The sequence below is a fragment of the Bradyrhizobium zhengyangense genome (genome assembly GCF_022012555.1).
In the GTDB taxonomy this organism is placed as follows: domain Bacteria; phylum Pseudomonadota; class Alphaproteobacteria; order Rhizobiales; family Xanthobacteraceae; genus Bradyrhizobium; species Bradyrhizobium zhengyangense.
The window spans coordinates 29,529-46,527 of record NZ_JAKLTZ010000022.1 but is presented as its reverse complement, the minus strand read 5'-3'; the positions used below and the strand labels follow the sequence as shown (position 1 = coordinate 46,527).

14 protein-coding genes are annotated in these 16,999 nt (G+C 63.5%); 4 read left to right on the top strand and 10 right to left on the bottom strand.

Annotation, left to right across the window (positions count from 1 at the left end; translation table 11 throughout):
- Nucleotides 1-43: 43 nt before the first annotated feature.
- On the bottom strand, nt 44-1,858 hold the full coding sequence (locus tag L6639_RS38600) for a long-chain-acyl-CoA synthetase (RefSeq protein WP_237866609.1): 1,815 nt from the start codon (nt 1,856-1,858) through the stop codon (nt 44-46).
- Nucleotides 1,859-2,067: 209 nt separating this feature from the next.
- Between L6639_RS38600 and L6639_RS38595 the strand changes: the two genes are divergently transcribed.
- Entirely contained in the window at nt 2,068-3,048 is a 981-nt protein-coding gene (locus L6639_RS38595; protein WP_237866608.1) for a Bug family tripartite tricarboxylate transporter substrate binding protein, read from the top strand.
- A gap of 53 nt (nt 3,049-3,101) precedes the next feature.
- Here L6639_RS38595 and L6639_RS38590 read toward each other — a convergent pair whose 3' ends face one another.
- A complete protein-coding gene (locus L6639_RS38590) occupies nt 3,102-3,374 on the bottom strand; it encodes a DUF3551 domain-containing protein (protein WP_237866660.1) in 273 nt (90 codons plus the stop codon).
- A 389-nt stretch (nt 3,375-3,763) separates the two neighbouring features.
- Between L6639_RS38590 and L6639_RS38585 the strand changes: the two genes are divergently transcribed.
- A complete protein-coding gene (locus L6639_RS38585) occupies nt 3,764-6,898 on the top strand; it encodes an efflux RND transporter permease subunit (protein ID WP_237866606.1) in 3,135 nt (1,044 codons plus the stop codon).
- A gap of 150 nt (nt 6,899-7,048) precedes the next feature.
- Here the strand turns inward: L6639_RS38585 and htpG are convergent, their stop codons facing one another.
- From htpG to L6639_RS38565, 4 genes are all read right to left on the bottom strand, one after another.
- A complete protein-coding gene (htpG, locus tag L6639_RS38580; RefSeq protein WP_237866605.1) occupies nt 7,049-8,923 on the bottom strand; it encodes a molecular chaperone HtpG in 1,875 nt (624 codons plus the stop codon).
- Nucleotides 8,924-9,048: 125 nt separating this feature from the next.
- Nucleotides 9,049-9,480 carry a hypothetical protein gene (locus tag L6639_RS38575; RefSeq protein WP_237866604.1) on the bottom strand — a complete coding sequence of 144 codons (432 nt, stop codon included), beginning with the start codon at nt 9,478-9,480 and terminating at the stop codon, nt 9,049-9,051.
- Nucleotides 9,481-9,758: 278 nt separating this feature from the next.
- Nucleotides 9,759-10,358 carry a nuclear transport factor 2 family protein gene (locus tag L6639_RS38570; protein ID WP_237866603.1) on the bottom strand — a complete coding sequence of 200 codons (600 nt, stop codon included), beginning with the start codon at nt 10,356-10,358 and terminating at the stop codon, nt 9,759-9,761.
- 130 nt (nt 10,359-10,488) lie between these two features.
- A complete protein-coding gene (locus tag L6639_RS38565) occupies nt 10,489-11,295 on the bottom strand; it encodes a response regulator (RefSeq protein ID WP_177243503.1) in 807 nt (268 codons plus the stop codon).
- Nucleotides 11,296-11,517: 222 nt separating this feature from the next.
- On the opposite strand from L6639_RS38565, the gene L6639_RS38560 reads away from it, so the two are divergent.
- Both L6639_RS38560 and L6639_RS38555 read left to right on the top strand, forming a co-directional pair.
- On the top strand, nt 11,518-11,751 hold the full coding sequence (locus tag L6639_RS38560; RefSeq protein ID WP_194478017.1) for a NepR family anti-sigma factor: 234 nt from the start codon (nt 11,518-11,520) through the stop codon (nt 11,749-11,751).
- Nucleotides 11,751-12,299: a sigma-70 family RNA polymerase sigma factor gene (locus tag L6639_RS38555; protein WP_128954138.1), complete on the top strand. Its 549-nt coding sequence runs from the start codon at nt 11,751-11,753 to the stop codon at nt 12,297-12,299. The genes L6639_RS38560 and L6639_RS38555 overlap by 1 nt, the downstream gene beginning before the upstream one ends.
- A gap of 86 nt (nt 12,300-12,385) precedes the next feature.
- On the opposite strand, the gene L6639_RS38550 is transcribed toward L6639_RS38555, so the two are convergent.
- The 4 genes from L6639_RS38550 to L6639_RS38535 all read right to left on the bottom strand — a co-directional run bounded on the left by L6639_RS38550 (nt 12,386) and on the right by L6639_RS38535 (nt 16,889).
- Entirely contained in the window at nt 12,386-13,084 is a 699-nt protein-coding gene (locus L6639_RS38550; protein ID WP_237866602.1) for a nitroreductase, read from the bottom strand.
- Nucleotides 13,085-13,247: 163 nt separating this feature from the next.
- Nucleotides 13,248-14,492 (bottom strand): acyl-CoA dehydrogenase, encoded by a 1,245-nt coding sequence (locus tag L6639_RS38545; protein WP_237866601.1) that lies wholly within the window; start codon nt 14,490-14,492, stop codon nt 13,248-13,250.
- A gap of 9 nt (nt 14,493-14,501) precedes the next feature.
- On the bottom strand, nt 14,502-15,746 hold the full coding sequence (locus tag L6639_RS38540) for an acyl-CoA dehydrogenase (RefSeq protein WP_237866599.1): 1,245 nt from the start codon (nt 15,744-15,746) through the stop codon (nt 14,502-14,504).
- A gap of 15 nt (nt 15,747-15,761) precedes the next feature.
- Nucleotides 15,762-16,889, bottom strand: a complete 1,128-nt coding sequence (locus L6639_RS38535) for an acyl-CoA dehydrogenase family protein (protein ID WP_237866598.1) — start codon at nt 16,887-16,889, stop codon at nt 15,762-15,764.
- Between the last annotated feature and the right edge of the window lie 110 nt (nt 16,890-16,999).

The window sequence follows — 16,999 nt, the reverse complement described above, 5'->3', positions numbered from 1 at the left end:
ACAATTCAGATAAAATTGGACCTATCTGCCGATTTTGCTGCGGCTAGAGCCTGATCGTCCCGTCCACGATCTGCGCAAAAGCACATGAATCGAGCGCGATATATGCGCCGGATTTCGGCTCCAGCATGAACAGCGGTTCGGCGATCGCGGCTGGGTCAAACCCCTCGCGCGCGAGGTCGCCCTTCTTCTGCTTGAAGGTCTCGGTCGCATCGAGCTCGCGCGAGATGCGGATAAAGACCGGGCGGGCATAGGCCGGCAGACGCCGGGCGAGATAAGCCGGCAGCGCTTCGATGTCAAAACCCTCGTTAACCACGATCGCGCTCATGCCGGCACGACCATCGGCGCCGGGAATATTGACGCCATAGGTCATGGCATCGATCACGCCGGTGAAATCGCGCACGGCGTCATTGACCTCCGAGGTCGCGACGTTCTCGCCCTTCCAGCGGAAGGTGTCGCCGATTCGATCGACGAAATGGAAAAAGCCCTTGTCGTCGAGCCGCATCAGATCGCCGGTGCGGAACCAGGCATCGCCCTTGGTGAAGACGTCGCGCAAAATCTTCTTCTCGGTTTCGCCCGCGTCAGTGTAGCCCTCGAAACGGCCGCCCCCCTCCTCGGCCTTGCCAATGCGGCCAATCGCCTCGCCGGCCTCGCCGCGGGCGCAGGCGACGCAGAATCCCTCGTTGTTGCGCAACGGCACGCCGCTGTCGGGGTCGAGCTTGACGAGACTTGCCGGAAAGCGATGCGCAAGCAGCGGCGGGATGCGGCCGATTGCGCCCGGCTGTCCCTCGACGTTGAACAGCGAGAAATTGCCTTCGGTCGCGGCATAAAATTCGAGGATTCGCGGAATCGCGAAGCGGCTCTGGAAATCCTCCCAGATATCGCCGCGCAGGCCGTTGCCGCAGACCAGCCGCAGCCGATGGCGGTTCTCGTATTCCGACGGCGGCGCCTTGAGCAGATAGCGGCAGAGTTCGCCGATATATTGAAACAGCGTGCAATCGTGCCTGGCGATGTCGGGCCAGAAATTCGAGGCCGAAAACTTCTCCGCGATCACCACCGAGCCGCCGGCGGCCAGCATGCTGCACGGCGCGACGATGCCACCAACCGAATGGAACAGCGGCAGGCAGTCATACAGCCGATCCTGCGGCGTTGCGCCCGTGAGGCCGGCGAACCAGAATCCCCAGTTCAGGATGCGGCGGTGGCTGATGCTGGCAGCCTTCGGCAGGCCTGTCGTGCCCGACGTGTAGATCAGCAGCGCGCGGTCATCGATGGTGACGTCGCCGTGCTCGTCAGGCGACAGCGCCCCGTCATCGAGCGCGGCCAGCGCGACATCGATCGCGCGCTCGCTGCGGGCATCGCCATGGCTCCAGATTTTCGCCTCGGTCTTCAGATGCGGAATTGCGCTGGCCAGCGTCTCCGTCAGTTCGTGCGCGACGATGAGATGCGAGGGCTTGGCCACATCGATGCAATGCGCGAGTGACTGACCGACAAGCTTGGTGTTCAGCAGCGCCACCACGCCGCCAACGCGGCTGATGCCGAGCCAGGCTGCGACGTAGTCGATGCCATTTGGCATGATCAGGCCGATTGTGTCGCCCTTGACGACGCCAACCGAGCGCGCCCAGCGCGCATAGCGATTGATGCGTTTCGACAGACCGTCATAGTCGAGCTCGGCATCGTCCGTCACCAGTGCAACGTGGTCAGGCTGGCGCCGCGCCCAGTCGTCGACGACATCGGCGAACAGGCGGCCGGGCAACGTCTCGATCCGCGCGGTCAGCTCGATCGCCTTCAGCCAGATCTTTGAGGCCGAAGGCGCGCGTGCGGCCTTGGCTTGTTCGATGACGCCAGTGGTCATGCTGTTCATTCTTTCGGGCGGTATCCGCTTGTTCCCTCAAGCTTAGCCCGCACGCCCTGCGCAGGTGTTAAGAGACAAGGTAAAACTCGGTTAGCTCTCGATTAACTGCGATCATCCTTTACCAAGCCGACGGGATCGGCGTGCGGCCTGGCGCAATTCTTGCGATAGCAAGTCCAGTCATTCGGACGCGCTGCGCGCGCGATGAGCTGGAGGCCACGATGATCACCAGGCGACATTTGCTACAGGGCACGACCTGCGCCGCAGCTGCGCTCGCGGCGCCGCGCGCCTTTGCCGTCGGCAACCCCTCCTATCCTTCACGCAGCGTGAAATGGGTGGTGCCTTACGCACCCGGCGGGGCCACCGACATGCTCTCCCGGCTGATCTGTCAGCGGCTGTCCGACCGGCTCGGCCAGACATTCATCGTCGAGAACAAGCCCGGCGCCGGCAGCAATATCGGAACGCAGGCCGTGATCACCTCCGCACCGGACGGATACACGCTGCTGCTGACCTCGACGGCGAACGCGATCAACGCCTCGTTCGACCCGACCCTGCCCTATGACTTCGCCAAGGGCATCGCACCGGTTGCCGGCGTCGCGCGCATTCCGCTGGTGCTGGTCGTCAACAATGACTTGCCGGTGAAGAGCGTCGCCGACTTCATCGCCTACGCCAAGGCCAATCCCGGCAAGATGTCGATTGCATCCTCCGGCATCGGCACCTCGCTGCATCTCTCCGGCGAGCTGTTCAAGTCGATCGCCGGCGTGCAGTTCGCGCACGTTCCGTACCGTGGCTCCGCGCCGGGCCTGACCGATGTGATGAGTGGCCAGATCCAGGGCATGTTCGACAACGTCACCTCGTCCTTCGAGCTGGTACGTGCGGGCAAGCTGCGCGCGCTCGGCGTCACCACGCGCGAGCGTTCGGACATCCTGCCCGACGTGGCGCCGATCGCGGACACGCTGCCCGGCTATGAGACATCCTCGTTCTACGGCGTCGGCGCGCCCTATGACACGCCCCGCGAGATCGTCGATCTGCTCAATCGCGAGATCGACACGGCGTTATCGGACACCGGAATCAAGGGCCGCATCGCCGAACTCGGCGCGATCCCGCTGCATGGCAATGCCGGCGAGTTCGGCGGCATGCTCGTCGCCGAGACCGAGCGATGGCGCAAGGTGGTGTCGCTGTCGGGGATCAAGAAGGAATAGCGCGGCTCCGCGCGCAAGGCGGATCGATCACCCGGACGGGTGACCGCTCGATTCTAACCGTGCCGCCTGTGGTACGGGCGCGATGGCGGCGTGATCGTCGTATAATACGGATTGACGTCGCAGGATGCGGCAAGACCGGACGCCGTGGCGCGGCACTGCTCCAGCGATGTGAAAGAGCAATCGAACCAGTCAGAGCCGCCGCCGGTAGGGCCTCCAGTGTAAACGTGCATACATACCGGATAGCGGGGGTCGTAGCGCTGGGCGCTGGCAGGCGTCGCAACTTGCAACGTGGCGATCGCGATGATGGTGAGGAGCAGGGTGCGCATCGGAAATTCCTCGAATCGGCGGCAACGGCGGGCGTCGTGCCGGTTCATATCCCACAATCCGACGACGGTAGCGACCGTTTCGCAACATACCTCTTCCGCTTTTGACGCAATTGCGAAAGGGCAGGCAAGTTACCCCTTGGCCTGCAGAAAGTGCATATCTAAGAAAGCCTGTTCGACAAAGGTCGCAAGCGCCCTGCGCAGGATTCCGTTCGCAAGCCCCCTCGAAGGGACTAGTCTCGTGCCTGACAACGCCGGCCCCGGACCGATGATGTTCCAGGGCAATCAACAAACATATGGGCTGAAGGAAACGCACATTCGCGCATGAGCTCTCTCGGGCGCGGCTCCGCTTTGCGCGAGAAGATGCGCTGACCAGTCGATGGTGTCAGGGCATGCAAGAGAGCTTCTCGTCTCCGTTCATCCGCTATCCGATCGGCACCTCGCTACTGATGGCGGGCATCCTGTTCGTGGGCCTCGTGGCCTACCCTCTGCTGCCGGTTGCACCATTGCCGCAGGTCGACTTTCCGACCATTCAGGTCTCCGCCTCGCTTCCCGGCGGCAGTCCCGAAACCATGGCCTCGTCCGTGGCGCAGCCGCTTGAGCGGCAGCTCGCGCAAATCCCCGGCATCACGCAGATGACCTCGACGAGTTCGCTCGGCTCGGCATCGATCACCATCCAGTTCGATCTCAATCGCCTGATCGATGCCGCGGCCAACGACGTGCAGGCTGCGATCAACGCGGCGAGCGGCCAATTGCCGAAGAACCTGCCCTCACCTCCGACCTATCGCAAGGTCAATCCGGCGGACTCGCCGATCATGATCCTGTCGGCGACATCAGAGACACTTCCGCTCACCACCGTCAGCGATCGCACTGACGCTCAGCTCGCACAGCAGATCAGCCAGATTCCCGGCGTCGCCCAGGTGTTCGTCGGCGGGCAGCAGAAGCCTTCCGTGCGCATCCAGGTCGATCCGGCCAAGCTGGTCGCCAAGGGACTGTCGCTGGAGGACGTGCGCAACCAGATCGCGATCGCCACCACGGACAGCCCGAAGGGCAACATCGACGGCACGCGGCGCGCCTATACCGTCTATGCCAACGACCAACTGCTCGAAGCCAGCCAGTGGCAGGACGTCATCGTCGCCTATCGCAACGGCGCGCCTTTGCGGATTCGCGATATCGGCGAAGCGGTATCGGGGCCCGAGGACATGAAGACCGCGGCCTGGGCCGACGGCAAGCGCGGCGTCTTCCTGGTGATCTTCAAGCAGCCGGGGGCCAACGTCATCGACACGGTGAACCGCATCAAGGAGAAGTTGCCGCGGCTGATCGCGGCGATCCCGCCGGCGATCAAGATCAAAATCATCAGCGACCGCACCATCACCATCCGCGCCGCGGTCGACGACGTACAGATCACGCTGATGATCACCATCATGCTGGTGGTGATGGTGATCTTCGTGTTCCTGCGAAGCTTCTGGGCTACGATCATCCCGAGCATCACCGTGCCATTGGCCCTGCTCGGTGCCTGCTCCTTGATTTGGGTGTTCGGCTACTCGCTGGACAATCTGTCGCTGATGGCGCTGACCATCGCGGTCGGCTTCGTGGTCGACGACGCCATCGTGATGCTGGAGAACATCACGCGCTATGTCGAGCGGGGCGAGAACCCGGTGACCGCCGCTTACAAGGGCGCGGCCGAGATCGGCTTCACCATCGTCTCCATCAGCATCTCGCTGGTCGCCGTACTGATCCCCCTGCTGCTGATGGGCGGCATCATCGGCCGGCTGTTCCGCGAATTTGCGGTGACGCTGTCGATGGCGATCTTCGTCTCGCTCATGGTTTCGTTGACGCTGACACCAATGATGGCTTCGCGCTTTCTGCGCTCCGATCACGAGGCCCGCGCCGGCCGCTTCTACCAATGGAGCGAGCGGCTGTTCGAGCGCCTGCTCGGCGCCTATGAGCGCGGGCTCGACCTCGCGCTGCGGCACAGCCTCATCACGCTCTGTGTTTTCTTCGGCACCGTCGCGCTGTCGGCCCTGCTGTTCATCCTGATCCCGAAGGGCTTCTTCCCGCAGCAGGACAATGGCTTCCTCACTGCGGTGTCGGAAATGTCCCAGGATGTCTCCTTCACCGAGATGAAGCGGCGTCAGGAGGAACTCAATGCCATCGTGCAGGCAGACCCAGCCGTCGATTCCATCGCGATGTTCATCGGCGGAGGCGGCACGGCGCTGAATTCGGGACGCATGTACGTCACGCTGAAGCCGATCGGGGAGCGCGACGCCAATGCGCAGCAAATCATTGCGCGGCTGCGGCCAAAGCTCGCCAAGGTCGAGGGCGCCCGCCTCTATATGCAGGCCTCGCAGGACGTCCGGCTCGGCGGCCGCGCCACCCGCACCCAGTTCGAATTCACGCTCCAGGACGCCAATCTTACCGAGCTGAATACGTGGGCGCCAAAAATCCTGGGGGAGATGAGAAGCCTGCCGGAACTTCGTGACGTCGCCACTGACCAGCAGACCGAAGGCACGACGCTGCAGCTGACGATCAACCGGGACACCGCCGCACGCTATGGCATCCAGCCGCAGCTGATCGACGACACGCTCTACGACGCGTTCGGCCAACGCCAGGTGGCCCAATATTTCACGCAGACCAATAGCTATCACGTGGTGCTCGAGATCACCCCCGCGCTGCAAGGCAAGCTCGACACGCTCGACAAGCTCTACATCAAGTCGCCGTTGACAGGCGACGAAGTCCCGCTCTCGGTCATCTGCCGCTGGAACAACGACCCGGTGCGTCCGCTCGCGATCGCGCATCAGAGCCAGTTTCCGGCAGTGACGATCAGCTTCAACCTGGCCGAGGACGTTGCGCTCGGACAGGCGACCGCGGCCGTGATGCGCGCGGTCAGCGAGATGGGCGCGCCGCCAACGCTGTCAATGAGCTTCCAGGGGACTGCGCAGGCGTTCCAGCAGTCGCTCGGCACCGTACCGATGCTGATCCTCGCCGCGCTCGTCGTCGTCTACCTGGTGCTCGGCGTCCTCTACGAGAGCTACATCCATCCGCTGACCATCCTGTCCACACTCCCGTCGGCCGGCGTCGGCGCAATCGCGATTCTGATGATCGCAGGCTTCGACTTCAGCCTGATCGCCTTGATAGGCGTCATCCTCCTGATCGGCATCGTCAAGAAGAACGGCATCATGATGGTTGACTTCGCCATCGCTGCCGAGCGCGAGCAGCACCTGACGCCGGAGCAATCGATCCGCCAGGCCGCGCTGCTGCGCTTCCGGCCGATCATGATGACCACGATGGCGGCCTTGCTCGGCGGCGTGCCCCTGATGCTCGGCACCGGGACGGGCGCGGAAATCCGCCAGCCGCTCGGCTACGCCATGGTCGGGGGCCTCATCGTCAGCCAGGCACTGACCTTGTTCACGACGCCCGTCGTCTATCTCTACCTCGACCGCTTCTCCAACACCCTGTCACGCTGGATGGAGAAGAAACCGGAGGCGGAGGTCGAGCTGGAAGAGCAGGAGGACGCGGCAGAGTAACTAACGCACCCCTCGGCCCCCGTGATTGCGAGCGAAGGGATCCAGGACTGCCTCCGTGGAAACATCTCTGGATGGCTTCGTCGCATCAACGCAAACTTGCCACGCAATTTGTCGCAAGCTCCTCGCAATGACGGCGGGGGGAGATGGGCCTCAGCCCAGCCCCTGCAACACCAGCCGGTTCAGCCTTGCAGCAAACGCGGCCGGATCTTCCGGCAGTTCGCCATCCAGGATCTGCGCTTGTTCGAGCAGGAGCAGGCTGAGATCGTCGACCGTCGTCGAGCCGGCCTGGGCCCTGGTGATCGCCGTCACCATGGGGTGACGCAGATTGATCTCCAGGATCGGCTTGGTCCGCATGCCGCGGTTCTGCTGCGCCAGGATGCGCTCGAGCTCGCGGCTCGGACCCTGGCTGTCGGCGACGAGGCAGGAGGCGGAGCTGGTGAGGCGGGTCGAGGCCTTGACGTCGCTGACGCGCTCGCCGAGCGCCGCCTTGATCACTGCGATGGTGGCGGCCTCGTCCGCGGCAGGCTCCTCCTTCTTTGCCTCGTCCTTGTCGTCGACGCGCGGGATCAGGTCGAGATTGAGCTCGCCCTGGCTCAGCGACTTCAGCGGCTTGCCCTCGAACTCCGTCGGCATCGAGGTCCAGAAGGCGTCGACCGGATCAGACAACAGCAGCACCTCGATGCCGCGCGCGGTCGCGGCTTCCAGCCGCGGGCTGGACTTCAGCCGCTCGATGCTGTCGCCGACGAGATAATAGATCTCGGTCTGGTTCGGCTTGAAATCGGCCACGACGTCCTTGAGCGCGCGCTTCTCACCGGTCGTGGTGGTGAAGCGCGACAGCGCCAGCAGCTTCTCGCGGCGCTCGAAATCCTCGTAGACGCCCTCTTTCAGCACCGCGCCGAAGGCATCCCAGATCTTTGCGAAATTCTCCGCGTCCTTTTCGGCGAGGCTTTCGAGCTCATTGACGACGCGGGTCGCCACCGCTTTGCGGATCTGCGCCAGCTGCGGATTGTTCTGCAGCATCTCGCGCGAGATGTTGAGCGGAAGATCCTCGCTGTCGACGACGCCGCGGATGAAGCGGAGATAGCCGGGCAACAGGTCGGCATCATCGGTGATGAAGACGCGCCGGACATAGAGCTTGACGCGGCCTTTGCGGTTCGGCTCGAACAGGTCGAACGGCTTGGTCGAGGGCGCAAACAGCAGCACGGCGTAGGAGTATCGCCCCTCCGCACGGTAGTGCAGCGTCATCGCGGGGTCGTCAAAGGCGGACGCGATCTGCTGATAGGCCTTCTTGTAGTCCTCAGGCGAAAGCTCGGATTTCGAGCGCTGCCAAAGCGCGCTTGCCGAATTGATCTGGCGCGGATCGCCCTCTTCCGGCACGAGCTCGATCGGGAACAGGATGTTGTCGGAGTAGGCGCTGACGATGCGCTCGATCTCGTATGTTTCGAGATATTTCTTGGCGTCATCCTTCAGGTGCAGGACGATCTCGGTGCCGCGCGCCACGCGGGCCGCCTCCTCGTCACTGGCGCGCGCGATCTCGAAGCCGGAGCCGCCTGACGATGTCCAGCTCCAGACGTCGCTTTCGCCGGCGCGGCGGCTTATCACCACGATCTTCTCGGCGACCATGAAGGCGGAATAGAAGCCGACGCCGAACTGGCCGATCAGGCCAAGCCCGTCCTTGGCCTCCTTCAGCTTCGACACGAAGGCCTTGGTGCCGGAGCGGGCGATGGTGCCGAGATGGTCGATCAGCTCCTGCCGCTCCATGCCGATGCCGTTATCGGCAATGGTCAGCGTTGCGGACGCCTTGCTCGGGATAATGCGGATCTTGAGCGCGTCGCCCTCGCCCAGCAGGGCGGGACTAGCAATCGCCTCATAGCGCAGCTTGTCGCAGGCATCCGAGGCGTTGGAGACCAGCTCGCGCAGGAAAATGTCGGTCTCCGAATAGACGGAATGCACCATCAGGTGCAGGAGCTCGGAAACCTCAGCCTGGAAAGGCTGCGTATGCGTGGCCGTATCGGACGTCGTCATGCGTTTACCCGGTCAATCAGAAATGGAGAAAGCCGGGATATAACGCGATGGGACGGCGGATCAAGTGCGCGTGCAAAGCCGCCTTCCCGACGGGAGGACGTTTTTGCGCGGAGGGCCGATGCGGATCAGGTCACGCAGCGGCCAGGCTGCAGCAGCTTGGCGACCTCGGTCAGGGAGCTGACCATCGGCTCGCAGGCGATCGTGGGCTTGCGGCCCGGCGTCAGAAGCAACGACGCCGGCTTGGCGTTGCCGGTCTCGGTGACCGCGGGGACCCGCAGCAGCACGGACGTATCGGCAAGGTCGTTCAACCGCATCGAGACGGTACGAGTCGGAACCGCCGCCGGCTTCAGGTCGGCGAGGCGGTCGGACTTACCGGCGCGGTTGACGTTATGAGTTGCGAGGTTGCGACCTGAGGTTTGGCCCGGCTGGTCGGCCAGCGCTTCCCAGCGCTCGGCCAGATCCTGGCCGGAAGCCAGTTGCACGGCGCCGACCTGAACGGCGCCCAGCGTCGCTATAAGCGCGACGGCACCAAAAATTACCTTTTGAATCTGTGGCATGACTATCGGTCCCTCGCCCCATGGCGATCGCGGGAACAACGCGAGGGGAGGACCGGAGTTTCCCAGAAGTTAAGATCACTTAACCGTGTGCCAAATTCACGCCAGAGCGCACAAAAGCCGCTTAAAAAATTTTGCGACCACTGGGAACGACTCTCTTGGCTGGGAGTCGTCTCAACAGCCGGCTATTCCCCCCTGCCCCATAAGCCGGCGACGTAGGGCGCGACTGTGGTGATGCCAGTCGCGCCTTACTTTTGTCTGGGGCTCACCTTGCTTGCAGACTATTTGGCCTTCCCCGCCAGCCAGTCCCGTCCCTCGCCATAGAGCTTCTCGACCTCGGGGCCGATCAGGCCCGGCATGTCGCGCTTGACCTTGTAGCCGATCAGCTCCTGCATGTAGGCGAGGTGGCGGTAGCCTTCGGGCAGCGCAGCGAGCGCTTGCTGGTCGAGGCGAAGCTCTGCTGCCGGATCGACCGGATCGATCCGGTCCTTCTCGTAGATCGGCTGGCGGCGGACGATGCCCCACTGATCCTTTCGCTTCTCCAGGAAATCGTAGAAGCGGCCGGTGCAGACGACGTCGCAGAGCACGTCGTGCACCAGGGCCCGCTGCGAAATCGTCATCTTGGTTTGCGCAATGGCACGCTCGCGCGAAAGGTCGATGCTGCTGCCGCCAAGGAAATGCAGAATGCGCACGCCCGTGGCAAAGCCTTCCTGGCTGACCCGCATGAACTCCCGCGCCGGCCCCTGAAACCAGGTGGCGGACATCCAGCCTTCCTCGTGCCAGACGGTGGCAAAGCGCTCCCAGTCGCCGGCATCGCGCCACACCGCCCAGTTCTCGACGAGGTCGCGGATGGCGAGGCGGTCGAGCAGTTGCTGGTCCATGGGTACGTCTCCGATTGTCGAGATGCACGAGGTATGGGCGGCGAATTCAATACCAGTCAAGCGGGCACGAAAAATCCGGCGTGCCTCGCGGCACGCCGGATCGAACGTCATCGCCAGATGGCTGGTCGCGCTACGCCGCCGGGGCCTTCGGCGCGCGGTTGCGCGAGTTGCGCTGGAAGAACAGCGCCTGGCTCGCCACCGCCGACACCATCGCGGGCTGGAACGGTTTTGAGATCAGGAAGGCCGGCTCGGGGCGTTCGCCGGTGAGGAAGCGCTCGGGATAGGCGGTGATGAACACGACAGGCACCTCGAAGGTGCGCAGCAGCTCGTTTACCGCATCGAGGCCCGAGGAGCCGTCGGCGAGCTGGATATCGGCGAGGATGAGGCCCGGCCGCTTGTTCTTGGCCAGCGCCACGGCATCGGCATGGGTGCGCGCGACGCCGACGACATTGTGGCCGAGATTCTTCACCAGGCTCTCGAGGTCCATGGCGATGAAGGTCTCGTCCTCGATGATCAGCACGTCGGTTGCGATCTCCGCCGCCATCTCGCGGCCGGCGGCGTCAGCCAGCCGGCGCGTCTCGGCAACGTCGGTGCCGAGGACGAAAGCGACTTCCTCTTCCGAAAAGCCCTCGAGCGAGAGTAGCAGGAAGGCTTGGCGCGGCAGCGGCGTGATATTGGACAGCCGGCGTTCCGGCGGCATCGGCAGTGTCGCCACCTCGGAATCGTCATTGACCGAAACCGAATTCCAGATCTGGGTAAACAGCCGGAACAGGCCGGCCCGCGGCCCATGGCTCTCGTCGAGCACTGACGGATCTCCCAGCATGGCTTCCAACATGGCTGCGACATAGGCGTCGCCGGAGGCCTGGCTGCCCGTCAGGGCGCGCGCATACCGGCGCAACAACGGCAAGTGTTCAGCAACGAGCTGTGAACGGGACATCCCCACTCCATTCATCATCGGGCCAACCTTGAGGAACCAGGCAACATGAGGGGAGGCCCGGGTTCCCCTGCTGGGGCTGATTACGCCTCAGGATAAGAAAAGTTCCCTTTGGCTGGGAACTTTTTGTCGAACCCTGAATTGAACTCGTCCAGGGAACGGCTCCCGGTTGAGAAAACTTCTCTATTTTGCAGTCACTTAACTCGGGGAAACGTGGAACAGGTCATGAAAGATCTCAAGTCTCAAGCCAGCAAAAGCACGACCCCCGGCAAGGGAGGCCTCACTCCGGAGATCCAATCCCGGATAGGGCATCAACTGCGCGCGATGTATGATGATGTCGTGCGGCAGGGGGTTCCGGACCGGTTCGCGGAGCTCATCAAAAAGCTTGATGCGCCGGGAGGTGGGTCTCCAAACGAGAATGGGGCTGGGGGCTCCAACGACAACAATGGGAGGGACTAATGCCTCTCACAAACTCCCTGCGTGACGACATTCTGGCGGCCGTGCCAAGCCTGCGCGCGTTCGCCATATCGCTTAGCGGCAATGCCGACCGCGCCGACGATCTGGTGCAGGAGACGCTGCTCCGCGCGCTCGCCAACATCGACTCGTTCCAGCCCGGCTCCAATCTGCCGGCGTGGCTGTTCACGATCCTGCGCAATCTGTTTCGCTCCGACTATCGCAAGCGGCGGCGTGAGGTCGAGGACGCCGAGGGCAACTATGCCAAGACGCTGAAGACGCAGCCTTCGCAGAACGCTCATCTCGAGTTCGAGGAGTTTCGCACCGCGCTCGAGAAGCTTCCCCAAGATCAGCGTGAGGCGCTGATCCTGGTCGGAGCCTCTGGCTTCTCCTATGAGGATGCGGCCTCGATCTGCGGCTGTGCCGTCGGCACCATCAAGAGCCGCGTCAACCGCGCGCGCTCGAAGCTCGCCGCGCTGCTCTATGTCGACGGCGCCGAGGACTTCGGGCCCGACGAGACCGTGCGCGCCGTGATCGGCGGCAGCGGCGGATAGCGCGTCATTTGATCAAGGCAGCTCGCGAAGGCGGCCGTTTGTGCGGCCGTCTTTGCGCGCGTGTGAACAAGCCAACTCGGCTCGAGTCATGTCTCGACGAACGTCACTGTGTCAGCGACTGATGCGCGCGAGGTGCGGTAACTGTTGACCTTGTGCGCATGATCGGCATAGCCGAACGAGATGCCGCAGACGACACGGCGGTCGTCGGGCAAGTTGAAGTGGCGGCGGATCAGGCCGGAATGGCGCGCCAGCGCGGCCTGCGGAATCGTGCCGAGCCCGAGCGCTTGCGCGGCGAGCATGAAATTTGAAACATAGGCACCGCAGTCGATCGCGCCATAGATGCCGAGCGGCTCATTGGTGTGAATGATCGCGACATGCGGCGCGCCAAAGAAATTGTAATTCTCCAGCGCCTGCTTGGCGTAACCCATCTTGTCGCCGCGCGGGATGCCGAGCGTGTTGTAGAGCTGAAAGCCGCTCTCGCGGCGGCGCTCGAGATAGACGCCGACATATTCGCGCGGCGGCGTGAAATCATAATCGTCACCAAGGCCGCCTGAGGCCTCCTTGTAGATCAGTTGGCGGAAGCGCTCTTTCGCCTCGCCGCTGGCGATGATGACCTGCCAGGGCTGGCTGTTGCACCAGGACGCGGTCCGCTGCGCCGTGGTCAGCACATGCTCGATAGTGGCGCGATCGACCTCCTTGGGCAGGAAGGCGCGCACGGAGTAACGCTCGTTGAGGAGCTCTTCGAGCACGCCGATGCGGTCGTTTTGGTTGACTTTAGCGTCCATGATCTAGCTCGCGTCGCTTTCTTCGTAGGGTGGGTTAACCCCGCGGATTGCGCGAAGCGCAAACCGCGCGGCGTAACCCACCACTTCTGTCTCCTCTGCGGAAGCTAAGAGGTGGGTTACGCTGCGCTAACTAACCCACCCTACGATTCCGTGATTGAAGTTGTCACCGCCCCTTGGTCGGGATCTTGTTGTAAGGCACATCCTTGTCGACGCGGATATCCCCCGGCAATCCCAGTACCCGCTCGGCGATGATGTTGCGCAAGATCTCGTCGGTGCCGCCGGCAATCCGCATCGAGGGCGAGGACAGCAGCATCTGCTGAAACTGGCCGTGCACCGTCTCCTCGTCGCTGCCGGTGAGCACTCCGGCCGCGCCCTGGAGGTCCATGGCGTAGGTCGCGATGTCCTGGAGCATCATGCCCGAGACCAGTTTGCCGATGGAGTTCTCCGGTCCCGGCCGCTCGCCTTTCGACAGCGCCGAGATCGCGCGGTAGCTGGTGTATTTCAGCCCGCTCGACTTCACCGCCCAGCTCGCAAGCTTTGAGCGCACAGCGGGATCGTCGATGGCGAGACCATCCTCCAGCGTCAGGTTCGAGCAAAACTCGAACATCTCAGGGACGCCGGTCGCGAGCCGCGCGCCGATCGACATGCGTTCGTTCATCAGCGTGGTCAGCGAGACGCTCCAGCCTTCGCCGACCGCGCCGAGACGCTGGCTGTCCGGGATGACGACATCAGTGAAATAGACCTCGTTGAACTCCTGCATGCCGTTGGCCTGCTTGATCGGCCGCACCTCGACACCAGGGCTCTTCATGTCCAGGAAGAACATGGTGAGGCCCTTGTGCTTGGGCACATTTGGATCGGTGCGCGCGATCAACAGACCGTAGTCGGAGTAATGCGCGCCGGAAGTCCAGATCTTCTGGCCGTCCACAACCCAGACGTCGCCCTTCTTCTCCGCGCGCGTGCGCAGGCCCGCGACATCAGAGCCGGCGGACGGCTCGGAGAACAGCTGACACCAGATCTCCTCGCCCGAGGCGAGCTTCGGCAAATAGCGGCGCTTGGCGTCCTCGGTGCCCCAAGCCATCACGGTCGGGCCGCACATGCCCTCGCCGATCTGGAATGGCTGCGTCAGCTTGCCGTAGACGCCCTCTTCCTGCTGCCAGATCACGCGCTCGATCGGCGTGGCGCCACGACCACCATATTCCTTCGGCCAGTGCAGGCAGGCCCAGCCGCCTTCGGCCTTCTTCTTCTGCCAGGCCTTGCCGACCTCGACCATGTCGTGCTTGGCAAGCCTGATGCGGCCGAGCGAGGATTTTGACAGCTCCTGCTCGAACTCCTTCGGCGCGTTGGCGGTGATCCATTTGCGCGCGGTCTCGCGGAATGCGGCTTCCTGCGGGGTATCGTCGAAATTCATGGCGAACCTCTACCCTCTTCCCCTGGTCGGGATCTTGTTGAACGGCACGTCCTTGTCGACCCTGATGTCGCCGGGCAGGCCCAGCACCCGCTCGGCGATGATGTTCCGCATGATCTCGTCGGTGCCGCCTTCGACGCGGGTGCCCGGCGCACGCAGCAGCATCGCCTGGAAGCGGCCGGCGAGCTCGGCATCCTCGCCGCTGACGACGCCGGCGGCACCTTGCAGATCGAGTGCGTAGGTCGCGACGTCCTGAATCATGGAGCCCGCCACGAGCTTGCCGATCGAGTTCTCCGGACCAGGCCGCTCGCCCTTCGACAGCGCGGAGATCGCGCGCATGCTGGTGTATTTCAGCCCGCTCGCCTTCACCGCCCAGTTGGCGAGCTTCGAGCGCACCGCGCGATCCTCGATCGCCGGACCGTCATCGAGCATCAGGCTGGAGCAATATTCGAACAGTTCGGGGAAACCGGTCGAGACGGCCGCACCGATCGCACTGCGTTCGTTCATCAGAGTGGTCAGCGAAACGTTCCAGCCGTCACCGACCTCGCCGAGGCGCTGATGGTCGGGGATGCGGACATTGGTGAAATAAACTTCGTTGAAGTCGGACGCACCGCTCGCCTGCTTGATCGGCCGCACTTCGACGCCCGGGCTCTTCATGTCCAGGAAGAACATGGTGAGACCCTTGTGCTTGGGCACGGTGGGATCGGTGCGGGTGAGCAAGATGCCGTAGTCGGAATAATGCGCGCCCGACGTCCAGATCTTCTGGCCGTTGATGACCCAGTCGTCGCCATCCTTCTCTGCGCGCGTGCGCAGGCCAGCGACATCGGAGCCGCCGGCCGGTTCGGAGAACAGCTGGCACCAGACCTTCTCGCCTGATGCGAGCGGCGGGAGGTAGGTGCGCTTATGCTCCTCGCGTGCGAACGCCATCATGGTCGGCCCGCACATGCCGTGGCCGATGATGAACATGCGGGACAGCTGGCCGAACGGCCCCTCCTCCTGCTGCCAGATCACGCGCTCGATCGGCGATGAGCCGCGGCCGCCATATTCCTTTGGCCAGTGCAGGCAGGCCCAGCCGGCATCGGCCTTCCTCTTCTGCCAGGCCTTTGCAACCTCGAGAATGTCAGCGTTCCTGAGCACGGTACGACCGAGCGAGGATTTGCGCAGATCCTCCTCATATTGCTTCGGCGCGTTGGCGCCGATCCACGCCCGCGCGGTGGCGCGGAATTCGGCTTCCTGCGGAGTGTCGTCGAAGTTCATGACAGTGTCCTTCGCCTAAGCCGCGTTCTTCTTGCGCATGCGATCGATCAGTTGATCTTCCCAATAGGTGAGGCTGCCGAGCCCGAGTGCCATCGCGTTGGCGCGACGGTAGTACATGTGGCAGTCGAACTCCCAGGTGAAACCCATGCCGCCGTGAACCTGGATGTTGTTCTTGGCGCAGTGCTGGAACGCCTGCGTCGCGCTGATGCGCGCGGCGGCAGCGGCTTCCGGCAGTTCGGCCGCGTTGGTCGAGAGCGCCCAGGCGCCGTAATAGCTGTTGGAGCGCGCCAGCGTCGCCGAGACATACATGTCCGCGAGCATGTGCTTGATCGCCTGGAACGAGCCGATCTGGCGGCCGAAGGCGATACGGTCGAGCGCGTAGTCGCGGCCCATCTCCAACGCGCGGTCAGCGCCGCCGACCTGCTCGAAGGCGCACAGCACCGCGGCGCGGTCGAGCACCTCGGTTAAAATGCTCCAACCCTCGCCGGCCACACCGAGCGGCTCAGCCTTGGCATCTTTGAAGGTGATCTCGGCCTGACCACGGGTCGGGTCGAGATTGGTGAGGCTTTTCACCTCGACGCCGCCTGCCTTGAGGTCAACGAGGAACAGCGAGATGTCACCGTCGCGCCCGCTCGATCCCGTGCGCGCTGCAACCACAGCAAAGTCAGCAATCGCGCCATCGGGCACCGGCTTCTTGACGCCGTTGAGCACGCCGTTCGCAGCCGTAAGCTTGACGTTCTTCGGCGCCGGATTGCCCTTGCCCTCGAACAGCGCCAGCGTGCCGATCGCTTCGCCCGAAGCGATGGCGGGCAGCCACTTCTTCTTTTGCGCGTCACTGCCGGCGATCAGCAGCGCTTCGGCGGCAAGATAAACTGTCGAGGAGAATGGCACCGGCGCATTGGCGCGGCCCATCTCCTCAGCGATCACGCAAAGCTCGAGATGGCCGGCGCCGGCACCGCCGAACTCCTCGGGGATTGCAACGCCGAGGAAGCCCATCTCGGCAAGGCCCTTCCAGAGTTCCTTGTCGTAAGGCGTCTTGCCGTCGAGCACGACGCGCACGGCTTTGGGTGAGCATTTTTCTGTGAGGAATTTGCGCGCCTGGTCACGGAGCTGTTTCTGGTCGTCAGAGAAATCGAAGTTCATGGCGGCCTGCCCTCTTATTTGTTGTTAGAGACCGTCATTCCAGGGCGTCGCGTAGCGGCGAGCCCGGAATCCATTTCACCGCCTTTATGCGGCCCGATGGATTCCGGGTT

What these genes read in the sequence shown, in the direction of transcription:
- L6639_RS38600 (WP_237866609.1), bottom strand. Translation starts at nt 1,858, where the DNA reads ATGAACAGCATGACCACTGGCGTCATCGAACAAGCCAAGGCCGCACGC.
- L6639_RS38595 (WP_237866608.1), top strand. Translation starts at nt 2,068, where the DNA reads ATGATCACCAGGCGACATTTGCTACAGGGCACGACCTGCGCCGCAGCT.
- L6639_RS38590 (WP_237866660.1), bottom strand. Translation starts at nt 3,374, where the DNA reads ATGCGCACCCTGCTCCTCACCATCATCGCGATCGCCACGTTGCAAGTT.
- L6639_RS38585 (WP_237866606.1), top strand. Translation starts at nt 3,764, where the DNA reads ATGCAAGAGAGCTTCTCGTCTCCGTTCATCCGCTATCCGATCGGCACC.
- htpG (WP_237866605.1), bottom strand. Translation starts at nt 8,923, where the DNA reads ATGACGACGTCCGATACGGCCACGCATACGCAGCCTTTCCAGGCTGAG.
- L6639_RS38575 (WP_237866604.1), bottom strand. Translation starts at nt 9,480, where the DNA reads ATGCCACAGATTCAAAAGGTAATTTTTGGTGCCGTCGCGCTTATAGCG.
- L6639_RS38570 (WP_237866603.1), bottom strand. Translation starts at nt 10,358, where the DNA reads ATGGACCAGCAACTGCTCGACCGCCTCGCCATCCGCGACCTCGTCGAG.
- L6639_RS38565 (WP_177243503.1), bottom strand. Translation starts at nt 11,295, where the DNA reads ATGTCCCGTTCACAGCTCGTTGCTGAACACTTGCCGTTGTTGCGCCGG.
- L6639_RS38560 (WP_194478017.1), top strand. Translation starts at nt 11,518, where the DNA reads ATGAAAGATCTCAAGTCTCAAGCCAGCAAAAGCACGACCCCCGGCAAG.
- L6639_RS38555 (WP_128954138.1), top strand. Translation starts at nt 11,751, where the DNA reads ATGCCTCTCACAAACTCCCTGCGTGACGACATTCTGGCGGCCGTGCCA.
- L6639_RS38550 (WP_237866602.1), bottom strand. Translation starts at nt 13,084, where the DNA reads ATGGACGCTAAAGTCAACCAAAACGACCGCATCGGCGTGCTCGAAGAG.
- L6639_RS38545 (WP_237866601.1), bottom strand. Translation starts at nt 14,492, where the DNA reads ATGAATTTCGACGATACCCCGCAGGAAGCCGCATTCCGCGAGACCGCG.
- L6639_RS38540 (WP_237866599.1), bottom strand. Translation starts at nt 15,746, where the DNA reads ATGAACTTCGACGACACTCCGCAGGAAGCCGAATTCCGCGCCACCGCG.
- L6639_RS38535 (WP_237866598.1), bottom strand. Translation starts at nt 16,889, where the DNA reads ATGAACTTCGATTTCTCTGACGACCAGAAACAGCTCCGTGACCAGGCG.